21 protein-coding genes and 3 tRNA genes are annotated in these 25,845 nt (G+C 51.8%); 17 read left to right on the plus strand and 7 right to left on the minus strand.

The annotated features are described in order from the left end of the window. The first annotated feature begins 21 nt into the window (after positions 1-21). The 10 genes from FHT67_RS09360 to FHT67_RS09405 all read left to right on the plus strand — a co-directional run bounded on the left by FHT67_RS09360 (position 22) and on the right by FHT67_RS09405 (position 15,109). Positions 22-1,167 carry a carbamoyl phosphate synthase small subunit gene (locus FHT67_RS09360; RefSeq protein WP_132306236.1) on the plus strand — a complete coding sequence of 382 codons (1,146 nt, stop codon included), beginning with the start codon at positions 22-24 and terminating at the stop codon, positions 1,165-1,167. Next, positions 1,154-4,372: a carbamoyl-phosphate synthase large subunit gene (gene carB / locus FHT67_RS09365; protein ID WP_132306234.1), complete on the plus strand. Its 3,219-nt coding sequence runs from the start codon at positions 1,154-1,156 to the stop codon at positions 4,370-4,372. Before FHT67_RS09360 ends, carB begins: the two co-directional genes overlap by 14 nt. Positions 4,373-4,502: 130 nt before the next feature. Next, entirely contained in the window at positions 4,503-5,228 is a 726-nt protein-coding gene (gene pyrF / locus FHT67_RS09370; protein WP_132306232.1) for an orotidine-5'-phosphate decarboxylase, read from the plus strand. 3 nt (positions 5,229-5,231) lie between these two features. Next, positions 5,232-5,879, plus strand: coding sequence for an orotate phosphoribosyltransferase (gene pyrE, locus FHT67_RS09375; RefSeq protein WP_132306230.1), 648 nt, complete (start codon positions 5,232-5,234; stop codon positions 5,877-5,879). Between the two features lie 184 nt (positions 5,880-6,063). Beyond that, on the plus strand, positions 6,064-7,791 hold the full coding sequence (locus FHT67_RS09380) for a methyl-accepting chemotaxis protein (protein ID WP_167197610.1): 1,728 nt from the start codon (positions 6,064-6,066) through the stop codon (positions 7,789-7,791). A gap of 185 nt (positions 7,792-7,976) precedes the next feature. After that, complete coding sequence (locus FHT67_RS09385) at positions 7,977-8,708, plus strand: ABC transporter ATP-binding protein (protein WP_167197613.1); 732 nt, start codon at positions 7,977-7,979, stop codon at positions 8,706-8,708. Then, positions 8,674-9,750 carry an efflux RND transporter periplasmic adaptor subunit gene (locus FHT67_RS09390; protein WP_132306225.1) on the plus strand — a complete coding sequence of 359 codons (1,077 nt, stop codon included), beginning with the start codon at positions 8,674-8,676 and terminating at the stop codon, positions 9,748-9,750. The genes FHT67_RS09385 and FHT67_RS09390 overlap by 35 nt, the downstream gene beginning before the upstream one ends. Before the next feature lies 1 nt (position 9,751). Continuing rightward, positions 9,752-12,664: an ABC transporter permease gene (locus tag FHT67_RS09395; protein WP_167197616.1), complete on the plus strand. Its 2,913-nt coding sequence runs from the start codon at positions 9,752-9,754 to the stop codon at positions 12,662-12,664. A gap of 5 nt (positions 12,665-12,669) precedes the next feature. Then, entirely contained in the window at positions 12,670-13,554 is an 885-nt protein-coding gene (locus tag FHT67_RS09400; protein ID WP_132306221.1) for an ABC transporter ATP-binding protein, read from the plus strand. A gap of 7 nt (positions 13,555-13,561) precedes the next feature. After that, positions 13,562-15,109 (plus strand): ABC transporter substrate-binding protein, encoded by a 1,548-nt coding sequence (locus FHT67_RS09405; protein WP_167197619.1) that lies wholly within the window; start codon positions 13,562-13,564, stop codon positions 15,107-15,109. A 114-nt stretch (positions 15,110-15,223) separates the two neighbouring features. On the opposite strand, the gene FHT67_RS09410 is transcribed toward FHT67_RS09405, so the two are convergent. Beyond that, entirely contained in the window at positions 15,224-15,736 is a 513-nt protein-coding gene (locus FHT67_RS09410) for a 2'-5' RNA ligase family protein (protein WP_132306217.1), read from the minus strand. 183 nt (positions 15,737-15,919) lie between these two features. Between FHT67_RS09410 and FHT67_RS09415 the strand changes: the two genes are divergently transcribed. The 6 genes from FHT67_RS09415 (at position 15,920) to FHT67_RS09440 (ending at position 18,077) form a co-directional block, all read left to right on the plus strand. After that, on the plus strand, positions 15,920-16,084 hold the full coding sequence (locus FHT67_RS09415; protein WP_015845421.1) for a hypothetical protein: 165 nt from the start codon (positions 15,920-15,922) through the stop codon (positions 16,082-16,084). A 152-nt stretch (positions 16,085-16,236) separates the two neighbouring features. Continuing rightward, positions 16,237-16,313: transfer RNA gene (locus FHT67_RS09420), tRNA-Met, on the plus strand. Between the two features lie 36 nt (positions 16,314-16,349). Beyond that, positions 16,350-16,426, plus strand: a tRNA-Ile gene (locus tag FHT67_RS09425). Positions 16,427-16,446: 20 nt separating this feature from the next. Then, a tRNA-Leu gene (locus FHT67_RS09430) sits at positions 16,447-16,535 on the plus strand. A gap of 161 nt (positions 16,536-16,696) precedes the next feature. After that, positions 16,697-17,371, plus strand: a complete 675-nt coding sequence (rnhA, locus tag FHT67_RS09435; protein WP_167197622.1) for a ribonuclease H — start codon at positions 16,697-16,699, stop codon at positions 17,369-17,371. 16 nt (positions 17,372-17,387) lie between these two features. Then, a complete protein-coding gene (locus FHT67_RS09440; protein ID WP_132306213.1) occupies positions 17,388-18,077 on the plus strand; it encodes a uracil-DNA glycosylase in 690 nt (229 codons plus the stop codon). Between the two features lie 63 nt (positions 18,078-18,140). On the opposite strand, the gene FHT67_RS09445 is transcribed toward FHT67_RS09440, so the two are convergent. The 6 genes from FHT67_RS09445 to FHT67_RS09470 form a co-directional block, all read right to left on the minus strand. Further along, on the minus strand, positions 18,141-19,094 hold the full coding sequence (locus FHT67_RS09445; RefSeq protein ID WP_167197625.1) for an S-layer homology domain-containing protein: 954 nt from the start codon (positions 19,092-19,094) through the stop codon (positions 18,141-18,143). 254 nt (positions 19,095-19,348) lie between these two features. Beyond that, positions 19,349-20,266, minus strand: a complete 918-nt coding sequence (locus FHT67_RS09450) for a cation diffusion facilitator family transporter (protein WP_132306209.1) — start codon at positions 20,264-20,266, stop codon at positions 19,349-19,351. A gap of 181 nt (positions 20,267-20,447) precedes the next feature. Next, a complete protein-coding gene (locus tag FHT67_RS09455) occupies positions 20,448-20,609 on the minus strand; it encodes a hypothetical protein (protein WP_015845409.1) in 162 nt (53 codons plus the stop codon). Positions 20,610-20,764: 155 nt separating this feature from the next. Continuing rightward, the gene (locus tag FHT67_RS09460) at positions 20,765-21,595 is read right to left on the minus strand and encodes a carbohydrate ABC transporter permease (RefSeq protein WP_167197628.1); all 831 of its coding nucleotides are present in this window, start codon (positions 21,593-21,595) and stop codon (positions 20,765-20,767) included. Beyond that, positions 21,595-22,470, minus strand: coding sequence for a carbohydrate ABC transporter permease (locus FHT67_RS09465; RefSeq protein ID WP_481856687.1), 876 nt, complete (start codon positions 22,468-22,470; stop codon positions 21,595-21,597). Before FHT67_RS09465 ends, FHT67_RS09460 begins: the two co-directional genes overlap by 1 nt. A gap of 121 nt (positions 22,471-22,591) precedes the next feature. Next, positions 22,592-23,914: an ABC transporter substrate-binding protein gene (locus tag FHT67_RS09470; RefSeq protein ID WP_167197633.1), complete on the minus strand. Its 1,323-nt coding sequence runs from the start codon at positions 23,912-23,914 to the stop codon at positions 22,592-22,594. Between the two features lie 151 nt (positions 23,915-24,065). Here FHT67_RS09470 and FHT67_RS09475 point away from each other — a divergent pair, with 151 nt between their 5' ends. After that, a complete protein-coding gene (locus FHT67_RS09475) occupies positions 24,066-25,835 on the plus strand; it encodes a sensor histidine kinase (protein ID WP_208403204.1) in 1,770 nt (589 codons plus the stop codon). Positions 25,836-25,845 lie beyond the last annotated feature (10 nt).

A 25,845-nucleotide genomic window follows, 5' to 3' on the forward strand; every position in this document is an offset into this window, starting at 1 on the left:
ACCTGATGAGGAGTGATACGGATGCAAGCAAGATTATTGTTGGAAGACGGAACGTTGTTTACGGGACAATCTTTCGGCGCGGAGACGCAAACGTTCGGAGAGGTTGTTTTTAATACAGGGATTACAGGTTACCAGGAAGTATTGTCCGATCCGTCCTACTGTGGACAAATCGTTACCATGACTTATCCGCTGATTGGCAACTACGGGATTTCCCGCGACGACTTCGAGTCGATCCGCCCAAGCATTCACGGGTTTGTAGTACGCCGTTACGAGCCGGTTCCAAGCAACTGGCGCGCGCAATATTCCCTCGGCGACCTGCTGAAGGAATATAACATCCCGGGCATCACAGGCATCGACACGCGCATGCTGACCCGTATTCTCCGCCAGCATGGCACTATGAAAGGCATTCTTACTACAGGCAACGAACGTGTAGAAGAGCTTCAAGAGCGTCTTGGCGGCATCCAGCTGATGACCGACCAAGTGGCCCGTACCTCGACCAAATCGGTCTTCTCCAGCCCGGGCTTTGGCCCTCGCATCGTGCTTGTCGATTTCGGCGCGAAAAGCGGCATTCTGCGCGAGCTGACGCAGCGCGGCTGCGACGTCGTGGTTGTTCCGCATAACACGACGGCTGACGAAATCCGCAAATTGGCTCCGGACGGCATTCAGCTCTCCAACGGCCCTGGGGATCCGAAGGACGTTCCTTACGCGGTGCAAATGATCAAAGAACTGCTCGGCGAATTCCCGATCTTCGGTATCTGCCTTGGCCACCAGCTGTTCGCTCTGGCTTGCGGCGCGGACACAACGAAGCTGAAGTTCGGCCACCGCGGCGGCAACCATCCTGTCAAGGAGCTGGCTACGGGCCGCTGCTACGTCACTTCCCAGAACCATGGCTACACGGTTCTCGAAGATTCGATCAATAGCACGGAGTTGACAGTTACGCACATCAATAACAATGACAAGACCATTGAAGGTCTGAAACATAACAAATACCCGGCGTTCTCCGTGCAATATCATCCGGAAGCTGCGCCTGGCCCGTTTGATTCCAGCTATCTGTTCGATGAATTCCTGGACATGATCCGCGACCACAAACAAAACAACCCGCAAAAACCTCGTCAAGCTGTGCTGGCGGCAACGTTGAAAGGAGAACTTCAATATGCCCAAAAATAATGAACTCAAAAAAATTCTCGTTATCGGCTCCGGCCCGATTGTCATCGGACAAGCGGCGGAATTCGACTACGCCGGCACGCAAGCCTGCCAAGCGCTGAAGGAAGAAGGCTACGAAGTCGTTCTGATCAACAGCAACCCTGCAACCATCATGACGGATACGAACATGGCGGATAAAGTCTATATCGAGCCGATTACGCTTGAATTCGTATCCCAAATCATTCGCCAGGAGCGTCCGGACGGACTTCTGCCGACGCTTGGCGGACAGACGGGCCTGAACATGGCCGTAGAACTTGCACGCGCAGGCGTTCTGGAAGCGGAAAACGTGAAGCTTCTTGGCACGCAGCTGACTGCGATCGAGAAGGCGGAAGACCGCGACCTGTTCCGCGACCTGATGCGCGAACTGGAACAACCGGTACCTGAGAGTGTTATCGTAACGACGGTCGAAGATGCGGTAACCTTCGCTAACGAAATCGGTTATCCGATCATCGTTCGTCCGGCCTACACGCTGGGCGGCACGGGCGGCGGTATCTGCGCGAACGAAGAAGAGCTTCGCGATACCGTTGCATCGGGTATCCGTTACAGCCCGATCAGCCAGTGCTTGATCGAGAAATCGATCGCCGGCATGAAAGAAGTCGAATACGAGGTTATGCGCGACGCGAACAATAACTGTATCGTCGTCTGCAACATGGAAAACTTCGACCCGGTTGGCGTCCACACCGGCGACAGTATCGTCGTAGCGCCATCCCAAACGCTGTCCGACCGCGAGTACCAAATGCTCCGTTCGGCGTCGCTGAAGATCATCCGCGCCCTCAACATCGAAGGCGGCTGTAACGTACAGTTCGCGCTGGATCCGCATAGCTTCCAATACTATGTGATCGAAGTTAACCCGCGCGTAAGCCGCTCGTCGGCACTGGCATCGAAAGCAACGGGTTACCCGATCGCGAAGATGGCAGCGAAGATTGCTGTAGGCTACACGCTTGACGAAATCGTTAACCCGGTTACCGGCCAGACGTACGCTATGTTTGAGCCAACCCTTGACTATATCGTATCGAAAATCCCGCGCTGGCCGTTCGACAAGTTCGTTAACGCGAACCGCAAGCTCGGCACGCAAATGAAAGCAACAGGCGAAGTTATGGCGATCGGCCGTACTTTCGAGGAATCGATGCATAAAGCGGTTCGTTCCCTGGAAATCGGCACGCACCGCATTCACCTGAAGGAGGCGGCAACGCTCGATGACGCCGTACTGCAGACTCGCCTGGCTAAGCCGGACGACGAGCGCATGTTCCTCGTAGCGGAAGCATTCCGCCGCGGTTACAAGCTGCAGGACGTGCAGGACATCACGAAAATCGATTGGTGGTTCCTGGATAAGATCCAAGGCATCGTTGAATTCGAGGATCAAATCCGCCGCGAGGTGGCACTGTCCCGCGAAACGCTGTACGAAGCGAAACGCAAAGGCTTCTCCGACCGTTCCATCGCCGAAATCCGCAAGGAAGGCTTCCCGAACGGCAGCCATACGAACGAGCATGATATCCGCGCGTTCCGCAAAGAGCTTGGCTTTACGCCAGTGTACAAAATGGTAGATACCTGCGCGGCCGAGTTTGAAGCTTCGACGCCGTACTACTACTCGACTTACGAAACGGAAAACGAAGTAACGGAATCGTCGAAGGAGAAAGTACTCGTGCTTGGCTCCGGTCCAATCCGTATCGGTCAGGGCATCGAGTTCGACTACTCGACGGTACACGCGGTATGGGCGATTCAAAAAGCCGGCTACGAAGCGGTTATCATCAACAATAACCCGGAGACGGTATCGACGGACTTCAGTACTTCGGACCGCCTGTACTTCGAGCCGCTGTTCTTCGAGGACGTAATGAACGTGATCGAGCAAGAGAAGCCAATCGGCGTAATCGTACAGTTCGGCGGACAAACGGCAATCAACCTGGCTGCTCCGTTGTCGAAAGCCGGCGTACGCATTCTCGGTTCCAGCCTCGAGAGCATCGACACGGCGGAAGACCGCAAGAAATTCGAGAAGCTGCTCCGCGACCTGAGCATTGCACAGCCTGAAGGCAGCACGGTTACTTCGGTTGATCAGGCGGTAGAAACCGCTCAAAAACTCGGTTATCCGGTTCTCGTTCGTCCGTCCTACGTACTTGGCGGCCGCGCGATGGAGATCGTATACTCCGATGAAGAGCTTCTGAGCTACATGGAAGTTGCGGTAAAAATCAATCCGGAGCATCCGGTACTGATTGACCGTTACATGCTGGGCAAAGAAGCAGAGGTTGACGCGATTTGCGACGGCGAAACCGTTCTGATTCCTGGCATCATGGAGCATATCGAGCGCGCGGGCGTTCACTCCGGCGACTCGATCGCGGTATATCCTCCGCAATCGCTGTCGGACGATATCAAGAACCAAATCGTCGACATCACGGTGAAAATTGCCAAAGCACTTAAAGTTGTTGGACTTGTAAACATTCAATTCGTTATCCATAACGAAAAAGTATACGTCATCGAAGTTAACCCGCGTTCGTCCCGTACCGTGCCGTTCCTTAGCAAAGTAACGGACCTGCCGATGGCGAACCTGGCAACAAAAGCAATCCTGGGCACAAAGCTGGCCGATCTTGGTTATGTAGACGGCCTGTGGCGCGAAGACAACTACGTATCGGTTAAAGTGCCGGTATTCTCCTTCGCGAAGCTGCGCCGCGTCGACCCGACGCTGACTCCGGAGATGAAATCGACGGGCGAAGTAATGGGCCGCGACGAGAATTATGCCAAAGCCTTGTACAAAGGCCTGATTGGCGCAGGAATGAAAATTCCAATGTCCGGTGCGATCGTTGCGACAGTAGCGGACAAAGATAAAGAAGAAGCGACTGAGCTGCTCCGCGGCTTCTACGATTTGGGGTATAAAATTATCGCAACAGGCGGAACGGCCGATACGCTTGAAGCTGCGGGCATGCGCGTAAGACGCGTGAACAAGCTGAGCGAAGGCGCTCCAAATATCCTCGACCTGATTCGCGAGGGCGAAGCGCAATTCGTTGTTAATACCTTGACGAAGGGGAAAACGCCTGAACGCGACGGGTTCCGTATTCGCCGCGAAGCGGTAGAGAACGGCGTCGTATGCATGACATCGCTTGATACGGTTCGCGCATTGCTCCGCATGCTCGAGTCGATCAACTTCTCCTCGCGCCCAATGCCGGTGCTGCAGAAGTAATTGAATACATGAAAGCACGGCCAGCGCCGGTTGCTTTCGGCGGCAGAAGCTTTTAAACATCGCTTCTGCCCCGAAGCCGGCGGATGGCCGTTTATTTCGGCCTCGGAAGCGAAAGGAGACTTTGATTGCGATGAGTTTAACAAGACAACAAGCGGCAGGCAAAGTTATGGTTGCCCTTGACTATGCGGATGCGGCTTCTGCCGAGCGCTTGCTCGGCGAGCTGGAAGGCATTCCGTGTTATATGAAGGTTGGCATGCAGCTCTTTTACGCGGCGGGTCCGTCGTTCGTGGAAGACTTGAAGAAACGCGGCTATCGCGTCTTTCTGGACGTGAAGATGCACGACATTCCGAATACGGTAAAAGGCGGCTCGAACAGCGTAACGAAGCTGGGCGTGGACATGTTTAACGTGCATGCGGCCGGCGGCGCCGCGATGATGGAAGCAGCTGTCGAAGGCGCGGAAGCCGCGCTCTCGAGCGGACAAGCAAGACCGGCTATTATTGCGGTAACGCAGCTGACCAGCACCAACGCAAAGGTATTAAATGAGGAGATCGGCATTCCTGGCTCGGTCGAACAGGCGGTAGTCCGTTATGCGGAATTGGCGAAACGCGCTGGACTAAGCGGCGTCGTAGCTTCACCGCTTGAAGTAGAAGGGATCAAAGCCGCATGCGGCACGGATTTCCAGACGGTAACCCCGGGCATTCGCCCGACTTGGGCGGCAACCAACGATCAGTCCCGCATTATGACGCCTCGCGAAGCCTTGCTGCAAGGTACCGACTATATGGTAATCGGTCGTCCGATTACGGCGGCGGCCAGCCCGCGTGAAGCATTGGAATCTATCATTGAGGAGCTGATTTAAGCTATGACGAATGTAACCTTATCGGAATTGCCGCGCGCAATCGCAACAAAACTGCTGGAGATCGAAGCCGTGGCGCTTCGCCCGAATGATCCGTTTACTTGGACTTCCGGACTGAAATCGCCGATCTACTGCGATAACCGTCTGACGATGACTTACCCTGAAATCCGCGACATGATCGCGGAAGGTTTCGCTGCCGTCATCCGCGAACGTTATCCGGATGCCGAAGTCATTGCCGGAACTTCAACCGCAGGCATCCCGCATGCGGCATGGGTAGCTCAAAAACTCAATCTGCCTATGGCTTACATCCGCGATAAAGCTAAAGGCCACGGCAAGCAGAATCAAATCGAAGGCCGCATCAACCCTGGTCAAAAGGTTGTCGTTATCGAGGACCTCATCTCGACTGGCGGCAGCTCGCTGAAAGCGGGCCTGGCGGTTCGCGAGGCAGGCGCGGAGGTACTGTCCGTTCTGGCGATTTTCACCTACCAGTTCGAGAAAGCCGCGAACGCATTTGCGGCGGAAAATATGCCGCTTGAAACGTTGTCCAACTACGGAGCGCTTATTGAAGCGGCTGTTGAAATCGGCAAAGTGCAAAGCGAGGACATTGCAACGCTGCAGGCGTGGCGCGCAAATCCGGAAGCTTTCGGCAAATAAAAGCCGGCCGTTCTAATGAAGAGCGAAGAGCAAATCCCGAAACGGGAATTGCTCTTTTTTTGTTTTCACGATTCGACATAAAATTTTGCGAAATGTTTGCGCCCGTTATTTCGAACATTCTTTCATTTGCCGATATCTTAGTAGGTCGAGTAATTTAAGATTGCTGAAATGGGGAGTCGTGCAGATGAGATTTAACTTAAGGTGGAAAATGGCTTTGATCGGGGTATTACCGCTTGTTTTCTATGTCTTCTCGGGGATCTATTCGCTGACGGAGCTGGTGCAGGTGAACAAGACGATGTCCGATGAAGTATACGGCGTGTCTGCCCGTTCTACTTCGCTTATTTTGAATGCGGATCGTGATTTATATCAAGCCTATTCCGCTTATCAATATTTAGCCTTTGGTGAATTAAACGAAGAGGGCGCGAAGGTTTGGAATGATGTGTTTTCTGAAAATCTGAAGGAAGCGGAAGACCGCGTGAATGAGGCCAAGGCGATCTTCGAGGCCAATAAGCTGCTTGAGTATCATAGCGGAGACGGCAGTGCCACAATTGGACAGCTTGTACAGGATTTTGACGCGGATTTCAAAGCATGGTCCTCGTTTGTAAGCGGCGAGCTTCAATCCGGTAAAGCCGCGGCCAAGGATGCGGAAATTCACGAGAAGTACGAGAAGGCACGGACAGGCTTGGATGATCTCTTTAATCTGCTGGACAGCTATGCCAAGCAGCAAATCGAGGACAGCAATGAACAGCTGGCATCAACGAAAACCGGCAATTACATCGGCATGGGGATTGCAACCTTATTGCTGGCGGCGCTTATCTACTACTTGATCCGCAGCGTGATGAAGACGGTATCCGCCGTGAAGACAAGAACAAGGCTGGTGGCGGAAGGTGATTTGACCGCGGAACGAAACGTCAAATACAGCAAGGATGAGCTTGGGGACAGCTTGCGCTCCGTGGACGAAATGATTGGCGTGTTGAAACGGCTCATCACGTCCATTTCAACGAATGCCAAGCATGTGGCCGACTCCACGTCCCAACTCAATATCGTATCTCAGGAATCCTCCACCGCCTCGCAGCATGTGGCCGCGAATATCCAAGAGGTAACAAGCGGGACGGAAGTGCAGGCACGCAGCGCCGAGGAAACGGCAAAGGCGATTGACGAGATGGCTATCGGCATTCAGCGTCTTGCGGAGAACACATCCGCTTCTGCCGAGCAGTCGGCTTCAACGGCGATTGAAGCAGGCGAGGGACAGGAAGCGCTTGGACGTCTGGTTAAGCAGATGGGCGAAATCAAAGAGGTTATCGGTCAGCTGGCGGTTATGATCGAGACACTGGAGAACCGTTCCCAGCAGATTGGCTCCATCGCCGAGAACATTACCGCCTTTGCGAACCAGACGAATATTTTATCGCTCAACGCCTCTATTGAAGCGGCGAGGGCAGGCGAGCAAGGACGCGGCTTCGCCGTCGTTGCGGGCGAAATTCGCAAGCTGGCGGCAAGCTCCCTGGAGTCCGCGGACAGCATTCATCAGCTGGTTGCCGAGACAAGAGGCGAAATTGCGGGAGCTTCGGGCTATATGGCCCGGACGCTGGAGGAAGTGCAGCGCGGCAACAGCCGGGTAGAGGAGCTGCAGAACAGGTTGTCCGTTATTGTGGCGGCCATCGATACGATGACCGGGCAGCTTCAGGAGAATTCGGCCATTACCGAGCAGATGTCGGCCAGCTCCGAAGAGGTTAATGCCTCGATGGATCAAGCTGCCTCTTCGGCCGCCGCTAACCTGGAACGTACCGAAAGCGTTGCGGCGGCAACGGAAGAGCAGCTGGCTCTCATGGAGAGCATTGCTTCCGCGGCAAGCCAATTGGATGGCGTCGCCCGCGAGCTTACTAGAGAAGTAAATTATTTTAAAGTGAACTAGGAACCGAATTGGCAAAAAGACTGCGAAAGGTATCGCGCATATGTCCGGGTTAACGGCAATATGAACGATGCCTTTTTATTTTTTAGAATAAATTTCTTCCGTTTGGAACTTTTTCTTAGCGAGCTGCGTCTAACGATTTAGATGAGAATTATGAAAGAGAGATAGGGGAGGTATCGCATCCGTTCATGGCGGCAACAGACAAGGAAGAACGATTAGATGGAGGGCAGCAGGACAACGAATTACATAACAGCAGGTTGCTGTCGGTTGTAGACGTGGAAAGAACATTTCAGGCCGGAGGAGCGCCCCTGCGCGTTCTGAAGGGACTTCATATGGAATTGGAGCATGGCCAGCTTGTTATGCTCCGGGGCCGTTCGGGCTCGGGGAAAACAACGCTATTGAATTGCCTTGGAGGGCTGGATACGCCAAGCAAAGGCGAGATCTGGTTTAACGGCAAGCCGTTTCACAAATTGAACGATACCGAGCGCACGTTGATCCGGCGCAAGGAAATGGGCTTTATTTTTCAGGCGTTTGCGTTAATGCCTTTGCTCTCGGCGTGGGAGAACGTGGAGCTGTCGCTCCGGATGGCCGGAATCCCCCGTTCCGAGTGGAAGGAGCGGGTTGCTTATTGCCTTGAGCTGGTAGGCCTTGAGAAAAGGATGCACCACCGTCCGTTCGAGCTGTCGGGGGGCGAGCAGCAGCGCGTGGCAATCGCGAAGGCTATTGCGCATAAGCCGATTCTCTTATTGGCGGATGAACCAACCGCGGAGCTCGACTCGAACATGTCCGCGCAGATTATGGCGGTCTTTCAAAATATTATTCGCACGGAACAAGTTACGATTTGCATGACAACTCACGATCCTACAATTTTGGAGGTTGCCGATCATGTCTATGAAATGGTGGACGGGAAATTTATATAAGCGTTCCGCGGCTGTAATGATTGCGGCTTCGGTCTTGATGACGAGCGGCTGTTCTTTGCTGCCCGATGAACCGGAAGAGGAGGTGCTGCCGTCCATCGCACCGCCTCAAATCTCCAAGAAGCCGGAATACGAAGTGACGACGGCCACTTTGGAGACGAAGGTGCAGGTTATCGGGAAGATGATCTCGCAGCAGGAAGAGACGCTTTATTTTACGCTGGACGGTATGCGCCTGAAGGAACTGAACATTAAAGCCGGCGATCAGGTCAAGGCGGGCCAGACGATTGGCGTGCTGGACGTCGAGTTGATGCAGAAGGATCTACGCAACCAGAAGCTGGCGTTCCGCAGGGAAGAGACGGCGATGAAAGAAGCGCTTCAGAGCAAGGACGAAATGGATCCGATCGAATTCGAGGAGAAGTCCATTGCTTTCGAGGAGAAGAAGCAAGCGCTCGCGGACCTGGAGGAGCAGATCAGCCGCTCGGTTCTAACGGCTCCGTTTAGCGGGACGGTTGTTACGCTGAACGTACAGAAGGGCGATCTGATCAAAGCTTACGACCCGATAGCCGTTATTGCGGATACAAGCCTGCTAGTACCGGCAGCCAAGCTGACGAAGGACGAACAAGCCAAGATCGCGGTAGGCATGCCGGTCGTCGTGGATATCAACAATGCCGGGCAATTCAAGGGTACCGTTAAGGCGCTCCCGGTGACCTCCACCGATTCGAACAACGGCGGCGGCAACGGAGGCGGCGGTGGCCAACAGCCGGAGAGAGAACGCCCGGAAGACTTCATGATTATCCAAGTCAAGGATTTGCCCAAAACGATTAGCCGCGGTACGCCATTATCCATTAACGTAATCACGAAAAGGAAGGAAAACGTCGTCGTTATTCCGCCATCCACCCTCCGTACGATCGGCTCCAGAACCTATGTCCAGGTTGTAGACGCGGAAGGGAAGCGGGAGGTGGACGTCGAGGTTGGCCAGCAAACGGCAACGCAGATCGAAATTATCAAAGGACTTACGCCAGGCCAGAAAGTTGTAGGTAAATAGCATGGGGATTCCATTATTCCGATTTCTGTTCCGCAAAATGTGGAATACCCGCTGGCTCACGTTAAGCACTTTAGCCGGTCTTATTATGGCCGTTGCTTTCGCAACGAGCATTCCGATGTACGCGGACGGCGCTTTAAAGCGCGTCGTTGCCCAGTCGCTGCAGGAGAAAAGCGACGGCCTTCCCGCAGGCTCGCTGCTGATGCGCTATCAGGTGCCCGGAGGCGAGAAGACGGATCCTGCCGCCTTAAAAGAGATGGAACGCTTCATTAAAGATGATGTTCCGGGCCTTATCGGCTTTCCGTACCAGACGAAGCTGTCGAGCTATTCGATCCGGGGCGCCGAGGTTGTACCGGAGGATCCGACAAAGGTCGATGCAAGCCGCATTCGTCAAATGACGATTATGACGATGGCGGACCTCGAGGAGAAAACCGAAATTACGCAAGGACGCTGGTTCAAGAATACGGAAGGCGAAGACGACGTACTCGAAGCGGTCATGCTGGAGGAAGGGATGTACCGCAACGACCTCCATGTCGGCGATATTCTAGAGTACCCCGTTTACGGCGGGCTGGATATGACCCTTCGCGTCAAAATCGTTGGCGTCGTAAAGCCGCTTAATCAGACCGATCCTTATTGGTACCAAGGCTTGGAAGGCATGATGAATACGCTGCAGATCAGCGAGGACGAGTTTATGGGATCGCTGATTCAGAAAGCGGGCATCCCGGTTAACAACGCAAGCTGGTATTACGCGTTTGATCTGTCGCAGATCAAGACGAGCGAACTGTCCCCTCTCGGAAGAACGCTGGACCGTCTCAACATCGATTTGTACCAGAAGCTTAAAGGCGCAAAGGTCGAAATTTCGTTCGCCTCCACGCTGACGGAATTCAAGAAGCAAAGCCTGCAGCTCCAGACGCTTCTCTTCACGCTTGCAGCCCCGATGCTGGCGATGGTGTTCTACTTTATCGCGATGAATGCCCGCCAGTCGCTCGATAAGCAGCGAAGCGATATAGCCGTTTTGCGAAGCAGGGGAGCGGGAACCAGGCAGATCATATGGATTTATTTGCTCGAGGGTCTGCTGCTTGGAAGTCTGGCCATCGTGGCGGGACCGTTTATAGGCTGGTTTATGGCCAAAAGCATAGGCTCCGCGGACGGCTTCCTGTCCTTCGTTAACCGGAAATCGATTCCGGTAGGCTTCTCGACCGAAGCGATTATCGCCGGGGCAGCGGCCGTTTTGCTGGCGGTGCTTTCTACCGTCATACCGGCGGTTATCTATGCGCGCTCCTCGATTGTCAGCTACAAGAGAGAACTCGCTCGTTCGGACCGCGGTCCGTTATGGCAGCGTTGGTTCCTCGATGTTTTATTGCTGGGAGTGGCCGGATACGGCTGGTATATGTTTAATGAACGACAGATGTTATCCTTCCAGACCGGCATGACAACCGACCAGTTAAACGTCCAACCGTTCTTGTTCTTTGTACCGGCATTATCCATTTTTGCGCTTGGCCTCGTCTGCTTGCGGTTGTTTCCGTGGCTGCTGAAGCTGTTTAACTGGCTGGGACGCAAATTCCTTCCGGTACCGCTTTATTTGACGCTGACGCAGCTGTCGCGTTCATCCAATGGGTACTACCCGCTTATGATTTTGCTTATTCTGACGCTTGGTCTTGGCGTGTATAACGCTTCCGCGGCGCGGACTATCGATCTTAACTCCACCGAACGCACGCTGTACAAATACGGTACGGATGTTACCGTCCAGACGGTATGGGAAGGTACGGTCGAGGTGGTTCGGCCTAGCGGCGGGAACAACGGCAATGGGGGAAGCGGCGGTGGAAACGGCGGTGGAAACGGCGGCAATGGCGGCAATGGCGGCGGAGGCGGTAACGGCGGCGGTGGCGGTGGCGGCCAGCAGCCGGTACCAACCCGCATTTTGTATAACGAACCGCCGTTTGAGATCTTCCGCAAGCTGGAAGGCGTTGAGGCTGCTGCCCGCGTTCTCCAGACGAAAGGCAATGTGGTTGTTTCGGGCCGGTCAATCGGGCAGGGCAGTATCATGGGGATCGATAACGTGGACTTTGCGAAGGTCGCATGGTTCCGAAGCGATTTGTTCCCGATCCATCCATACAACTATCTGAATTATTTAGGCATGTATGAGCAAGCGGCGCTTATTCCGTCCAATGTAGCGGATAAATACCAGCTTAAGCCCGGGGATCTGATCTCGGTAGGCTTCCCGGAGGGCATGCTCGATTTCGTTGTCGTAGGCATTCTTCCGTATTGGCCGACGCAATATCCCGATCAGTCGCCGTTCGTTATCACGAATCTGGATTACATCTACGATCAGCTGCCGATGATGCCTTACGAGGTATGGCTCAAGATGAAGCCGGATGCGAAGGTGGCGCCAATCGTGGAGGAGCTTCAGAAGGCTGGCATCGATATCGCCAATATCAAGGATGTGCGCTCGGAGCTGATTACCCAATCGAAGCTTCCGACAAGAGGCGGCGTATTCGGGATTCTTAGTCTCGGCTTCCTCGTATCGGTCATCGTTACCTTAACCGGCTATGTGCTGTATTGGTTCTTTAATCTATCCGGCCGGGTCGTGCAATTCGGCGTATTGCGGGCGATGGGTCTTTCCAGAAGACAGCTGACCGGCATGCTGCTGCTTGAGCAGCTGTTTACGGCGGGGCTCTCTATCGGATTAGGCATTCTGATCGGCAAGATTACGAGTCTTATCTTCCTGCCCTTCCTGCAGACCGCGGAGAATGTGGCGGATACGGTTCCGCCTTTCCGGGTCGTCTTCGACTCAAAGGACACGAATCAGCTTTACGCGGTCGTTGGATTTATGATGGTGACGGGAGCCGTGCTGCTCTTCCTGCATATCCGCAGACTGCGCGTTCATCAGGCGGTCAAAATGGGAGAGGAGCGGTAAACAACATGATTACATGCGAAGGGCTCGTCAAAATTTACAAAAGCGACGATCTGGAGGTCGTCGCCCTGCAAGGCCTGAATCTGAAGGTCGAAGACGGAGAGCTTATGGCTATCATAGGCAACAGCGGCAGCGGTAAATCGACCCTGCTGAATATATTGGGCGGTCTCGACCGCCCTTCCGCCGGCTCCGTCCATGTCGGGCCATGGGACCTGCTCAAAATTTCCGAAGACGATCTTGTGAAATACAAGCGGGAAACCGTCGGCTTCATCTGGCAAAATAACGCCCGGAACCTGCTGCCGTATCTGACGGCTCTGGAAAACGTGGAAATGCCAATGATGCTCTCGGGCAAGGTCGACCGGGCTTATGCCAAGCAGCTGCTGGAATGGGTTGGTCTCAAGGAAAGGATGCACAACAAGCTGCATCAGCTCTCCGGCGGTGAACAGCAGCGCGTGGCTATCGCCATTTCGCTGTGCAACCGTCCAAAGCTATTGCTTGCCGACGAACCAACCGGTTCCGTAGATACGGCAACTTCGGATCTCATTATGGGGATATTCCGAAAGCTCAACAGGGAGCTTGGCGTAACGATCGTTATCGTTACCCACGATCTTACGCTTGCCGGCAAAGTGGACCGTGTCGTTGCCATCCGCGACGGATTAACGAGCACGGAATTTCTGAAACGCAATCCGAATATGATTCCCGGTGGAGGTGAGGAAGAGCAGGAGGAGAAGGGACTTCAAGCCGTTCATGAGGCTTACGTTGTCGTGGATCGTGTCGGCCGACTGCAGGTACCGAAAGAATATTTGAGCGCACTAAACATTAAAGACAAGGCATCGATGGAATTTGACGGCGAGCGGATTATTATTACACCGCCGAAATCACTGGGGGGTTAGGAACCGAATGAAGAGGAAATGGGCGTCTAAAGTTACTTTCTTGTCCTTATCACTAATTATGTCGACATCGCTGCTGGCAGCCTGCAGCAAAGGCTCCGAGAGCACGGCGGAGAAGCATGTGCTTCGTCTTGGCGTCTTGTACGGAGGAGCGGATAACGAGTCGTACGTCCGCCAGCAATATACCGATACGTATGAAATGATGCACAAGAACATCGATTTCGAAATCGTAAGCGCGATCGATTACAACGATCAACGATATGATACACCGGATCCAAACGGCGTCGTAAAACAGCCGGATCCGTTCGCGAAAATGAAAGAAATGTTGACAGGAGACAATCCGGTTGACGTTGTTATTCTGGATTACAGCATGCTTCGCCGTTTGATCCAAGACAATCTGCTTCAGCAGCTGGATCCGCTTATTCAGAAAAGCAAATTCGATCTGACTGATTATGTGCCAACCGTTATCGACGGCATCAAATCGGCGGACGACAGCGGCAATATTTACGCTTTGACGCCTACTTTCAGCTCTTCCGCCCTTTACTACAACAAAAAATTGTTCGCTGATCAAGGCATCGATCTTCCAACGGACAATATGACGTGGGATGAAGTCATCAACCTGGCTTCGCGCGTAGCTACCGGCGAAGGAGCGGACCGCAAGTTTGGCCTCTCCATTAACCGTTGGGCAGGAGACGGCTTCAGCGATGTTCAGACCTATGCGGCTCCATTGCAGCTGAAGATGTGGGATGACAAAGGCGAGAAAATGCTTGTAAACAACGAGCAATGGGAATCCGCATGGACTGCGGTAGCCAACCTTTACAAGCAAAAAATTTCTCCTAGCCAGGAGGATATGAACGCTTGGCAGACGAAGATTTCCACCGATAATCCAGGCGCCTACAATCCGCTTGGCAGCGATATGTTCCTGAACGGAAAAGTCGCGATGACCATCGCGGAATACGGCTACGTAAATGAGATCAGCAACGCGATGAACAATGCTTCGAAGATTAAGAACTTCACGCCTTTCGACTGGGATGTCGTGACGATGCCGACTCAAACATCCAAACCTGGCATCGGGGGCAATATCTACTTCAGCCAGCTGATGGGTATCAACGCGAAAGCGCAAAACCCAGACGATGCTTGGGACTTCGTGCAATTTACGAACAGCAAGGATTGGGCAGAGCTGAAATCGCGCAGCTCGTATGAGCTGGTTGCTCGCAAAGAATTCCTGAAACCGAAAGACGGAATGAACTACAACATCAACGCGTTTACGACGTTGAAGCCGATTCCTCCGCAATCGACCGATACGGAGAAGCTGCAGCGCGAGAAACCGGGCATCTGGGAAGCGCAGTCTCCTGGTTACGAATTGTTCCAGAAGGTCATTAAAGGGGATATATCGGCGAAGGAAGCGCTCCAGGAATGGGAGACAAAAGGAAACGCCGTCCTTGAGAAATTAAAGACGAATCCGAATGGCGGCACCGGTGAAGGCGTCGGCGGCGGCGGCGGTCCAATCGTTAAACCGCTTGACGACACGGCCGTAGAAGCCGTACCGGCAGGCTAATTCGTAAAATAAAGAAGCGGCTGTGCAGATTAAATCTGGCACAGCCGCTTTTTTCGCTCTTATAAGCAATAGAGAGCGGAAGAACATTCGAGTGCTCAGCTCCTGCTCCTAATTCTATCCCAGCAGACCAAAGCTCTTATCGATATGCCAGACACCGCTGGCTGTCTTGCGAAGAAGATGAAGCTGATCAATCGACGAGGTCAGATCGACGGCCGACATCCGGAGATTGCCGTAAAGATCATGGAGCTCATCCGGCGGCATATTTTGCCCGATCGTCACATGCGGGGTGTAGACGAAGTTCGGTGCCGGAACTTGAAGCGGCCCGGCGCAGACGGCTTCATGGAGCCGGATCATGGGCGTTGGATCTTCCAGCGCCAAATACAGCACGTGACTTGCGGGATAAAAGGAAGAGACGCGGTTAAACCGGACTTGAAGCGGTTTAGTTTGCGAAGCGACGGCTTCCAGATGCTCGGTAATAGCCGGTAATTGCGCATCGGAGAGCTCTTCCTTGTCCCGGACCGTCATATGCGGCGGAATGATCGAATAATGCGGATCATGTCGAATACGCCAGCTGTCGGCGAAGTCCTGTACAGCTTTTGAAGGGAATACCGCAATACCGTAAAGCATACTCATCAGCTCCTTTATTCGAATATCGGAAAGTATAAGCTATCTTTATCCTTTGCATATTTTTCACTTGCGAAACGTATGCGGTACCTCTTGAAGACGGCTCTTCGATCGATATTTTGATTATACCCGATTTGCTTGATTTCACCGAATTTGGGCATTATATATCGCGAGGAGGGATCCGTTATGAAATGGATATATTGGGTACGGCTATACGAAACCAAATTTCAGGCCGGCTGTCTCGTAAGAAGAATGGAAAATGACTGGTGGGTATACGGCTACGAATGCCCGCAGGAGATCGAGGTTTTCCGGTCGCGAAAAGGTCGTTACGGCGTGCGCTTTCTTGTTTAAAGCATATGTTGTGGAGGGCACAACGATATGTTCAAATAAAAAATGTTCATTTTTTTTCCTGGATGAGAAATAAATGCTTGACTCGGCATATAGGAGTATAGTATATTAATCCATGTCGCCATTTCAATTTGATGACTTTAACAAATGGATATCGCGGGGTGGAGCAGCTCGGTAGCTCGTCGGGCTCATAACCCGAAGGCCGCAGGTTCAAATCCTGCCCCCGCAACCAACCACTCGACCGAAACGTGATTCTGACGTTTATCGAGGGCCCTTAGCTCAGTTGGTTAGAGCGGTCGGCTCATAACCGATTGGTCGTGGGTTCGAGTCCCTCAGGGCCCACCATTTGAAGCATCAAGACAAATGCCGGGGTGGCGGAACTGGCAGACGCACAGGACTTAAAATCCTGCGGTGGGTGACCACCGTACGGGTTCGATTCCCGTCCTCGGCACCATTTTTCAGAACTACATAGGAATTATAAGATAAACCCCTTTCGGTTGGCCACGGTCAACGAAAGGGGTTTTTACTTGCGTTTGAATCTGGTTTGAGTATGGATGATTGTCCTCGAATCCTTTACAATAGGAAGACAATGTTGAAAGCAAAGGTGGTTCATGGATGGCGGGAAGCAAGCATTATGTCGTCTGGGTCGGCAAGCAGCCAGGCGTGTACAAGAGCTGGCCGGAGTGCCAAGCGCAGGTGAACGGATATCCGGAAGCGAAATACAAATCTTTTGAGTCCAAGGATAAAGCGGAAGCAGCGTATAAGGAAGGCTGGAAGAACCATTGGGGGCAGGGAAAAGGAGCGGCAGCGCCTGCTGCTTCGCCGGCAAAGAAGAAACCCGGCTATTACGCCTCCAAATCGGCTGCAGCGGCTGAGGAGCAGGAGATTGATTATGACAGCATCTCCGTTGACGTTGGCACGCGGGGCAATCCGGGACCGGTTGAATATAAAGGCGTCGATACGCAAACGGGCGATATCCTGTTCTACGTCGGTCCTATTCCGAACGGCACCAATAATCTTGGCGAGTTTATTGCCATTGTTCATGCCCTCGATTATCTCAAGAAGCAGGGAAGCAGCAAAACGATCTACAGCGATTCAAGGACGGCATTAAGCTGGCTCAGGAACAAGAAGATCGCTTCGAGTCTCGTAAGAAATGCTTCGACCAAGCAGATTTGGGAGCTGGCCGATTGGGCGCTGGACTGGCTGCGCAATAATACGTACAGCAATAAAGTCGTGAAGTGGAATACGGAAGAATGGGGAGAAATCCGCGCGGATTTCGGACGGAAATAAGGGAGAAGACAGACAGATGGATTTTCAACTGAACAATGACTGGGCCGAGCTGCTGCGCGGCGAGATGGACGAGCCTTACTTCAAGCAGATGGAAGAGCAGCTTGGCGAGCTCTACGCAACGAAGACGGTGTATCCGAAGGCCGAGCATGTTTTGAATGCGCTGCGGTATACGCCTTACGAACAAACGAAGGTTGTCATCATCGGACAGGATCCTTATCATGGACCGGGGCAGGCGCATGGGCTTAGCTTCTCCGTACAAAAGGGGATCGTTATCCCGCCTTCTTTGAGAAATATTTATAAAGAGCTGCAGCAGGATATCGGTTGTCCGATTCCGCAGCATGGCTCGCTTGTGACGTGGGCCAAGCAAGGGGTATTGCTTCTTAACACGGTTCTGACCGTCGAAGAGGGGCAGCCCAATTCGCATCAGAAGCTGGGCTGGGAACGGTTTACCGACCGGATTATCCGCAAGCTGAATGAACGGGAAGAACCGGTTGTGTTTATTTTATGGGGCAAGCATGCCCAGGATAAAGCCGCCTTTATTGATACCGGCAAGCATCCTGTAATCGCCTCGGCGCATCCAAGCCCGCTGGCGGCGCGCAGAGGTTTTTTTGGCAGCCGTCCGTTCTCTAGAGTAAACGAGCATTTGCGGAGCCTTGGCTATACGGAGATTGATTGGAGCCTGCCAGAGCAGCCCGAAGATCATTAATACGAAAAAAGCCTCCAGAGCCATCTATTGAGATGGACCCGGAGGCTTTTCATTTCGTCGGAATTAGCTAGCCGAGACCACGCTGCTTACGGAGGTATCAGCCTTCGTTGAAGCCAATACCGGCTTGTAGGCCGCGTCTACGTAAGTGGTTGCGCTAACTTCCGTGATCACTTGCGGGTACATTTTGGTTGGATCCGGTTGAACCGTCTCAACCTTTATGACCGCTTGGCCGTCAACGAAGGAGATCGATGTAATGCGCAGGCCATAGCCAGGATGAGGCGCTTGACCGGACACGGTTACTTTGTTGATGTCTTTGTTCACCGAAGTTACGGTCAGCTTAAGATCCTGAATCGGCTGCGGGGCCGGCTCTGCCGGAATGGTAGGCGTTTTCTTTACGAATTCGAGGCCGTCATACAACCAGCCTGCAGCTACGCCGCGCGTAATTTTTTGTTTTGGATAGAAATTGTTTTTCTTATCCAGCGTTGCGATTTTGGAAATGAGCAGCTTTTGGATGCTGTTCATATAATCCTTGTTAACATCCTTTTCGTCGTTAATCGTCATGTAGAGTTCGATAAAAGCGAAGTCGCCTTTTTTCGTGATCGCCTTGAAGAGATGATGGGCGAACTGCTCGCGCGTCATTTCATCGTTGGCTTTTACGTTCTTGGGAACTTCCAGGCCATTGTATTGGGCAATGATAAACGCATCCGCATACCAGGAGCCATCCTTCAGATTCGGGTAATAATCGGAAACCTCGGGCTTCTTGATAAAACGAATGTTGTCGATATTGAGGTCAAAAGCTTTGACGATCATCGAAATGCCGGAAGCATAGGTCAGCTTGCCGCTCGAATTGAATTTATCGCCTTTTTCGCCTTTTACAACCCCTTGCTTTTGCAGGGACTCAATCTTTGATTTATTTGGGTCTTTGCTTGTATCACTGAAGGCGAATACGGTTTGTCCCAGAGTAAATACAAGCAGCATGGACATGGCCAGCAACAGAACGGCTTTTAATTTCATCATCGACTCTCCTCTTGTTTGGAATTTGCTATAGCATCTATAATAACGAGTTCCCTATTGGTATTGTTGCACCAAAAAGAGAAGTGTCATGCAAATATTTGCTGCTTTTTTGCAGAACTTCCGGTCAGAAGCCGTTGTATGGCAGCGAGGCAGGGTCCGGGCCGGAAAGCCTCGAACCCATCCTTGCATTCGAATTAATTGCTAAACTCCATTTTTTTGAAATCAAAAAAAAGACCCTTGCAGGTCTTTAGCGAGGGTCACTCCGAGTCTTCCTTATACCACGGATTCAGGTGGATAAGGACTTCTTCCACATCCTTGTGACGGTCGAGAATCGTTTGTTTTATTTTTCGGGAGACATCATGACCTTCCTGGATGGTAAGCTCTCCGGGAATGCCGACACGGACGTCAATCATGACGTATTGCCCAAATTCTCTCGCCCGGATTCTATCAATCCGCTTTACTTCGGGGATCGAGGAGACAAGGCGCTCGTAATCCTGAAGCTTCTCCGGGGACACGGTCTTCTCCATGAGTACATCCACAGCTTCTTTTCCCATATGATAAGCAAGCTTTAATACGAAATAGGCAACAACAATCCCCGCAGCGGCATCGCCGTAGCTTAAGAACGAAATGTCATTTCTTTCCCCGATGATAGCCGCGCCGATCCCAATCACGGCGGCAAGCGACGCATAAACGTCGGCCAGATGGTCGAATGCGGTAGCCTCCAGGCTTTTACTGCTCGTCTGCTTGCTGACTCGAATGCAATAAATGTACAGCCACAGCTTCCAGAAAAGGGAGACAACGGCGGCTACGAAAGCGACCATGCTTGCAGCGGCGGCAGGGTGGAAGAAGGACTCAAAGGAATGATAAGCGATAAATAAAGCCGCGACCACCATGATAATGGCGACCAGCGCGGAGCCGATCAGCTCGCTTTTGCCATGACCGTACGGATGGTCCTCGTCCGCGGGCTTCTGCGCAACCTTAGCGGCGCCCAAGGCGGCCATCGACGCAATGACGTCACCGGCGTTATGTACGCCGTCCGCGATTAATACCTGGCTTTTGAACATAAGGCCAACAATGAGTTTAATGCCCGTCAGTATCAGATTGCTGAATAAGCTGATCCAGATGGCAAAGACATTCGAGGAAACTTTTGAACCTGATACGTTTGAATCGCTCACTCTTTACAACCTCCAGTAATTTCCTAACCACGCGAAAAAAACAACGACCCTTATCATATATGATGAAGGTCGTGTGGGTCTAGAGAAACAGTGTTGCAACGGGTCAAGATTTTTAGGCGCAGTTAAAAGTAAGCGGAAAGGGAGGGGGCCAAGGGCTCCCTCCCTGCTTTGTCCTGCAAAACTAACGATGCTCAATCAGGTCAATGGCGCCAAGCACCATATGGGCCAGGCCAAATCCGAGAACACCGGTACCTACAAGCTTATACTTGCTTTTTCTTAGCAGGGATGCACCAGAGGCCGACACGACAGTTCCGAGAACAGCAGGAATCAAACCCTCACGCATGATATCCACTCCTTCGATTGTTTTGCAAGACGGTATAGTTTGCGCGATTTAAGGAAGAAAATGCATGAAGTTCGCCCTTATCCGCTGAATGCCAGGCATCTGATCGAAACAAAAAAAGCCTTGATCTCTCAAGGCTTTCTCATGTAGGAACAATCTTAACCTTTTACCGCGCCGGCCGTAAGACCGCTGACGATATATTTTTGTCCGGCTAAATAAAGTAGGAGGACAGGAATCGACGTCATGACGAGGTCGGCGAAAATAAGATTCCAGTCACGGCTGTATTTGCCGTAGAAGTTATAGATGGAAAGCGGCATCGTCCATGTCGAGCTGTCCGTAAGGAAGTACAGAGGAATCGTGATGTCGTTCCATACCGACATGAATACCATGATCGCAACCGTTGCGTTAACCGGTACGATAAGCGGCGTAATGATTCGGAAGAACACGCCCATCAGGCTTGCGCCTTCCAGGAAGGCAACCTCGTCGAGCACCTTGGGCACCGATTTGATAAAACCGCTGTACAAAAAGATGCTGAATGCCGTATTTAAAGCCGCGTAAATCAGAATGACGCTCGTTATGCTGCCGTAGAAGCCCAGCCATTGCACGACGCGGATCGTTGTGATCGTGGACATCGGAGCAATCAGTCCCATGAAGAAAAACAGATACAGGTAGCTAGCGACCTTGCTGTCGCGGCGCGCTAGTATAAAGGCGGCTGCGGAAGACGTAATAATATTCAATATGGCGGATACCCCGGTAATGACGATACCGTTCAGAAACGCGCGGGCAAGACCGCCTTCCTTAAATACGGTTACATAGTTAGAGAACATCCATTTGTCCGGGAAACGGATTTGAAACTTGGAAACCTCGGCGCTAGTCATAAACGAGCCAAAAATCATAAGCAAAAGCGGAATGATAATGCCTAGGCAAGCGATTAACAGCAAGATTTCTACCAGGTAGTTGCGCAGCGATATTTTTCGAGCGAAATTCATTATTCGGTAACCTCCTTACGGCGCATGAAGACGAGCAGCGGAATGGCAATCAGGCTGACGATGAGGAACAAAAGCGTATTGATCGCCGTGCCAAGGCCCCAGTTGCCTTCGCCAAACGCACGGAGAATAATCGTGCCCACCACCTGCGAGGAATTGCCCGGACCGCCGCTTGTCAAGACGAATACCTCGGAGAAAACCTTCAACCCGCCAATCAGCGTAAGCATCAGGTTGATATTGATGGCCGGCAGCAGAAGCGGAACGGTAATGTTCGTAAAGCTTCTCCAAGCTCCCGCACCGTCAATCGTTGCGGCTTCGTAGTATTCCTTCGAGATGGATTGCAAGCCGGCCAAGTAAATAGCCATCTGAAATCCCGCTTGCTGCCAGATGGCAACGAGAGCAACCGTCCAAATAACAAGATGAGGATTGGTCAGCCAAGCCTGGCTTAGGAAGTGAAGACCGATGGCGTCGAAAAACCTGTTCACCATGCCTTCCGTGCGAAGGATAGGCGTGAAGACGATCGAGATTACGAGTACGCTTAAAATAGAAGGAGAGTAAAATATGGCCCGAAGGAAATTGCGGGACTTAAGCCGCATATTTAAAGCGATGGCGAGAACGAGGCCAATCACATTTTTTCCGACAACAGTTGCCAGCGCAAAAATAAACGTGTTTTTCAAGGCAAGAGTCAAGGTATCGTCCGTGAAGATCTTGTTGAAATTATCGAAGCCGATAAATTTGATCCCGATACGATCCAGACGCCAGTCGGTAAAGGAGTAATACAGGCCGATAATGGCCGGCATTACGAAGAAGACCGTATAGATAAGCAGCGCTGGCCATACGAGATAATAGCCGTACATACTTTTTGAGCGTGTCATCATTTTCTCATCCCACCAAAATTGTTGATTTTATAGTCTAGTTCTGCTGCAGTGTTCCTTAGAAGGAGCGGCCGCCGTTTGGAACAGCAGCCGCAGGTACGTCTAACAGGTTTATAATTGTCGCTTAGAAGCCGGCTTCGCCTTTGTCTTTCATCAGCTCGGCAAACTTGTCATTCCAGGTTTGAAGCACTTGCTGGGACGTTTTGCTGCCCGTGAACTGGTCTTGAAGGCTTCTATACAGTTCGCTGCGGTCAACGAGCATGAAAGCGTCCATCGTCATGGCAACCTTCTTAGGCGTAATGTAGTTGTCCAAAATTTCTTGCTTGTAAGCAGGAAGCTCAGGCGTTGTCACGTCATTGAGATTGGACACGTAGCTTTGGTTGTTCACGATTTTTTGCGCTACCTCTTTTGTTGCAATGAAGTCTAGGAATTTTTTGGCTTCTTCGATATGCTTCGCTTTTTTCGGAATAAACAGCTGGCCGCCAAGCGGGCTTGCGCCAAGGTAAGCGTCGCCGCTGTTATCCGTAGGGTAAGCGAACAGGCCAAGGTTCATGTTGGCATCCTGTTGCTGAACGGATTCGATCAGCCAGTCGCCCATGAACATCATCGCTACTTCCTTGTTCAGGAATTTACCCGCGGCCATATCATAGCTGTCGCTCAATACGTCCGTATTGGTGTAGCCTTTTTTATACAGATCGTATTGCTGGTCAAGGATCGTTTGGAACGCTTTGATGTCCGTCCATTTTTTCTTGTTAGCGTTCAGGTCGTCAAAGAGAGTAGGCTCGTTTTTAGCCACGTATTCGCCAAACGCTGCGCCCGGCAATACGTTTGCCGCCCAGTTGTCTTTGAATGGCATAAAGATTGGCGTGTAGCCGGCTGCTTTTATTTTCTCGCATGCCGCAAGGAATTCGTCGTAGGTTTTCGGAATTTCAAGGCCAAGCTCTTTGAAGATATCTTTGTTATAGACAACCCCTTGCATGCCCGTATCTTGGCTTACGTGGAAGCTGTAAACATGGCCGTACGCGGACAGAACGTCTTTGTTCAGAAGACGGCTCACCCAAGGCTGGTCATCCAATATTTCAAAGTTGCGCTCGAGATTAAGGTCGGTCGTCGCGCTTGCCAGATTGTATTGCAGAATGTCGGGCGTTTCATTTACGGCTAGCTTGGTTTGGAGCACGGTCGACGTTTGCTCTGCAGGAAGCAGCTGTAAATTGACTTTGATATTCGTTTCTTTCTCGAATTCGTCGAGCAGGTCCTGCTGTACGAATGCGGAGTCCTGCGAGCTTTTGGATAGAGCAAGCTCAATCGTTACTTTTTTGCCGCCTCCTGTGTTTCCCTTGCTTCCGCTTTCTGAATTCGAGCCAGCATTGCTTCCGCATGCTGCCAGCGATAAAGCTAGTACAGCGCTTACCGCGCCTAACGATAACTTGCGTGCTGTGTACTTCATGTTTTTCTCCCCTCATGTTGCGCTTTGTTGTATCTTCGACTGAATCCGTTTACAATCCAATTGTAGGTTTATTTCACCTGGAGGTACATGTTTGACCTTTACCTTTTCTGTGTAAAATTCTGAACTCATATCGAATCGGAGGCTATCATTCTTGAAAGGCATCAGCAAGAAAATCAAATTTACTCCACGACACACCAGCCTGCAAACGAAGGTAGTTCTTATGTTTCTAATCTTGCTATTGTTTGTGCTGTGCTGTTTTTTGGCCTATGTGAACTGGCAGGTCATCAGGCCATTGAAGGAAAACAATGAGAACGATAAGCAGCTAACGGCAGCCAAAATCAGCGGACAGCTGGACCAGTATATTAAAAACCAGAATCAGCTGTCTCAGCGCGTCTTGTCTAATCAGCAGGTTGCGGCGGCATTATCCGGAGGTTACCATTCGGCGGATTCCGCGGAAGGCCTGACTCAGAGCCGCATATTGAAACAAATGATGTTCGAGGCAATCGGTCCCAGCGTGGATATTCGGGATATGATCATCTATGATCTTGAAGGACGGGCGCTTTCATCCTACATCGGTTATTCGTCGAATCCGTTGCTGCTGGAAGCCGGGCTAAGAACGGCAATGGATGAAAACGACTATATTTTATACCAGCAAAAGAATGGCATAACGGCGTTTGATAGAGCGATTATCAATCAGAATGGCCAGATTTATGGCTATCTATCCATTCAGCTGGACCAGTCCGAGCTGCAGCTTCCGACGGAGGATGTTGCGGTTGGCGACGTCTATATCATGGACCAGGAGCATCAGCTGATTGCCCGCTCGCGGAATGCCGAGGAGCCGGGCAAGCTGGAGCTTTTGGAGGCTGATCCGGAGAGCAGCGGCATGTATGTGGACGGCGATTCCAATTATATCGCCTATAACCGTTCGGCCAGCACCGATTGGACAACCTATGTCGTTACGCCGAAGCAGGCCGTGCTTGGACCGGTCAATTCCGTCCAATACTTATCGATTACGCTTATTTCCATACTGATGCTGTTTTCATTCGTGTATATTTATTTCAGCACCCGGAATCTGCTGCTGCCGATTCGGAAGCTGCGGGGTCAAATGTCGCGCATCAACTATAGCAACCTGGATGTCAGAGTGGACAACCGTTCCCATAACAACGAGCTGATGGCTTTAAGCGATTCCTTTCAGGAGCTGTTAGGCCGTCTCCAGCAATCGATCGAAAACGAAAAGCTGGCGCTGCATGAAGAAGTGAAGGCGAGAAACTCGGCTCTTCAAGCGCAAATCGCGCCGCATTTTATTCACAATGTGTTATATTTGATTAGCATTGCCGCCCAAGAGGGCAAGAACAAAGCGGTATCCGATATGTGCAAGCATCTGTCCGATTCCTTGCGTTATATCGTGACGTCTCCCTACCAGCATGTCTCGCTGGCGGAAGAACTGGAGCATATCCGAAACTATTTGTCGCTTGTCGAGCAAAACTACGAAAACGATCTTGAATGGGAAATTATCGCCGAGGATGCAGCCGCCAATCTGATACAGCTTCCACGGCTGGTCATCCAGCCTTTCGTCGAAAACTGTATCGAGCATGCGTTTACGAATACCGATCCGCCTTGGCGCATCAAAATTCTGGTGAAGCTGTACAACGGCATTTGGGCCATCGAAATCAGCGATAACGGCGAGGGGATTGAAGCCGGCAAGATTAACGAAATCATGAATAATATTTCGAACTCCGAAGCGAGGGAGCATGAACTGCATATGCCATCAAGCTTTGGAAATATGGGGATTGTGAATACGGTGAATCGGCTTAAGCTGATGTATAAGAACCGGCTTTTTTTCAATCTGTATAATAATGCGGGAGAGGAAAAAGGTTCCACCGTGCAAATTATCGCCTCTCTCACGAAAGACTTTTACTAGAAGGAGAAGA

Origin of the sequence: Paenibacillus sp. BK720, assembly GCF_011761545.1 — a bacterium.
Taxonomy (GTDB): Bacteria; Bacillota; Bacilli; order Paenibacillales; family Paenibacillaceae; genus Pristimantibacillus.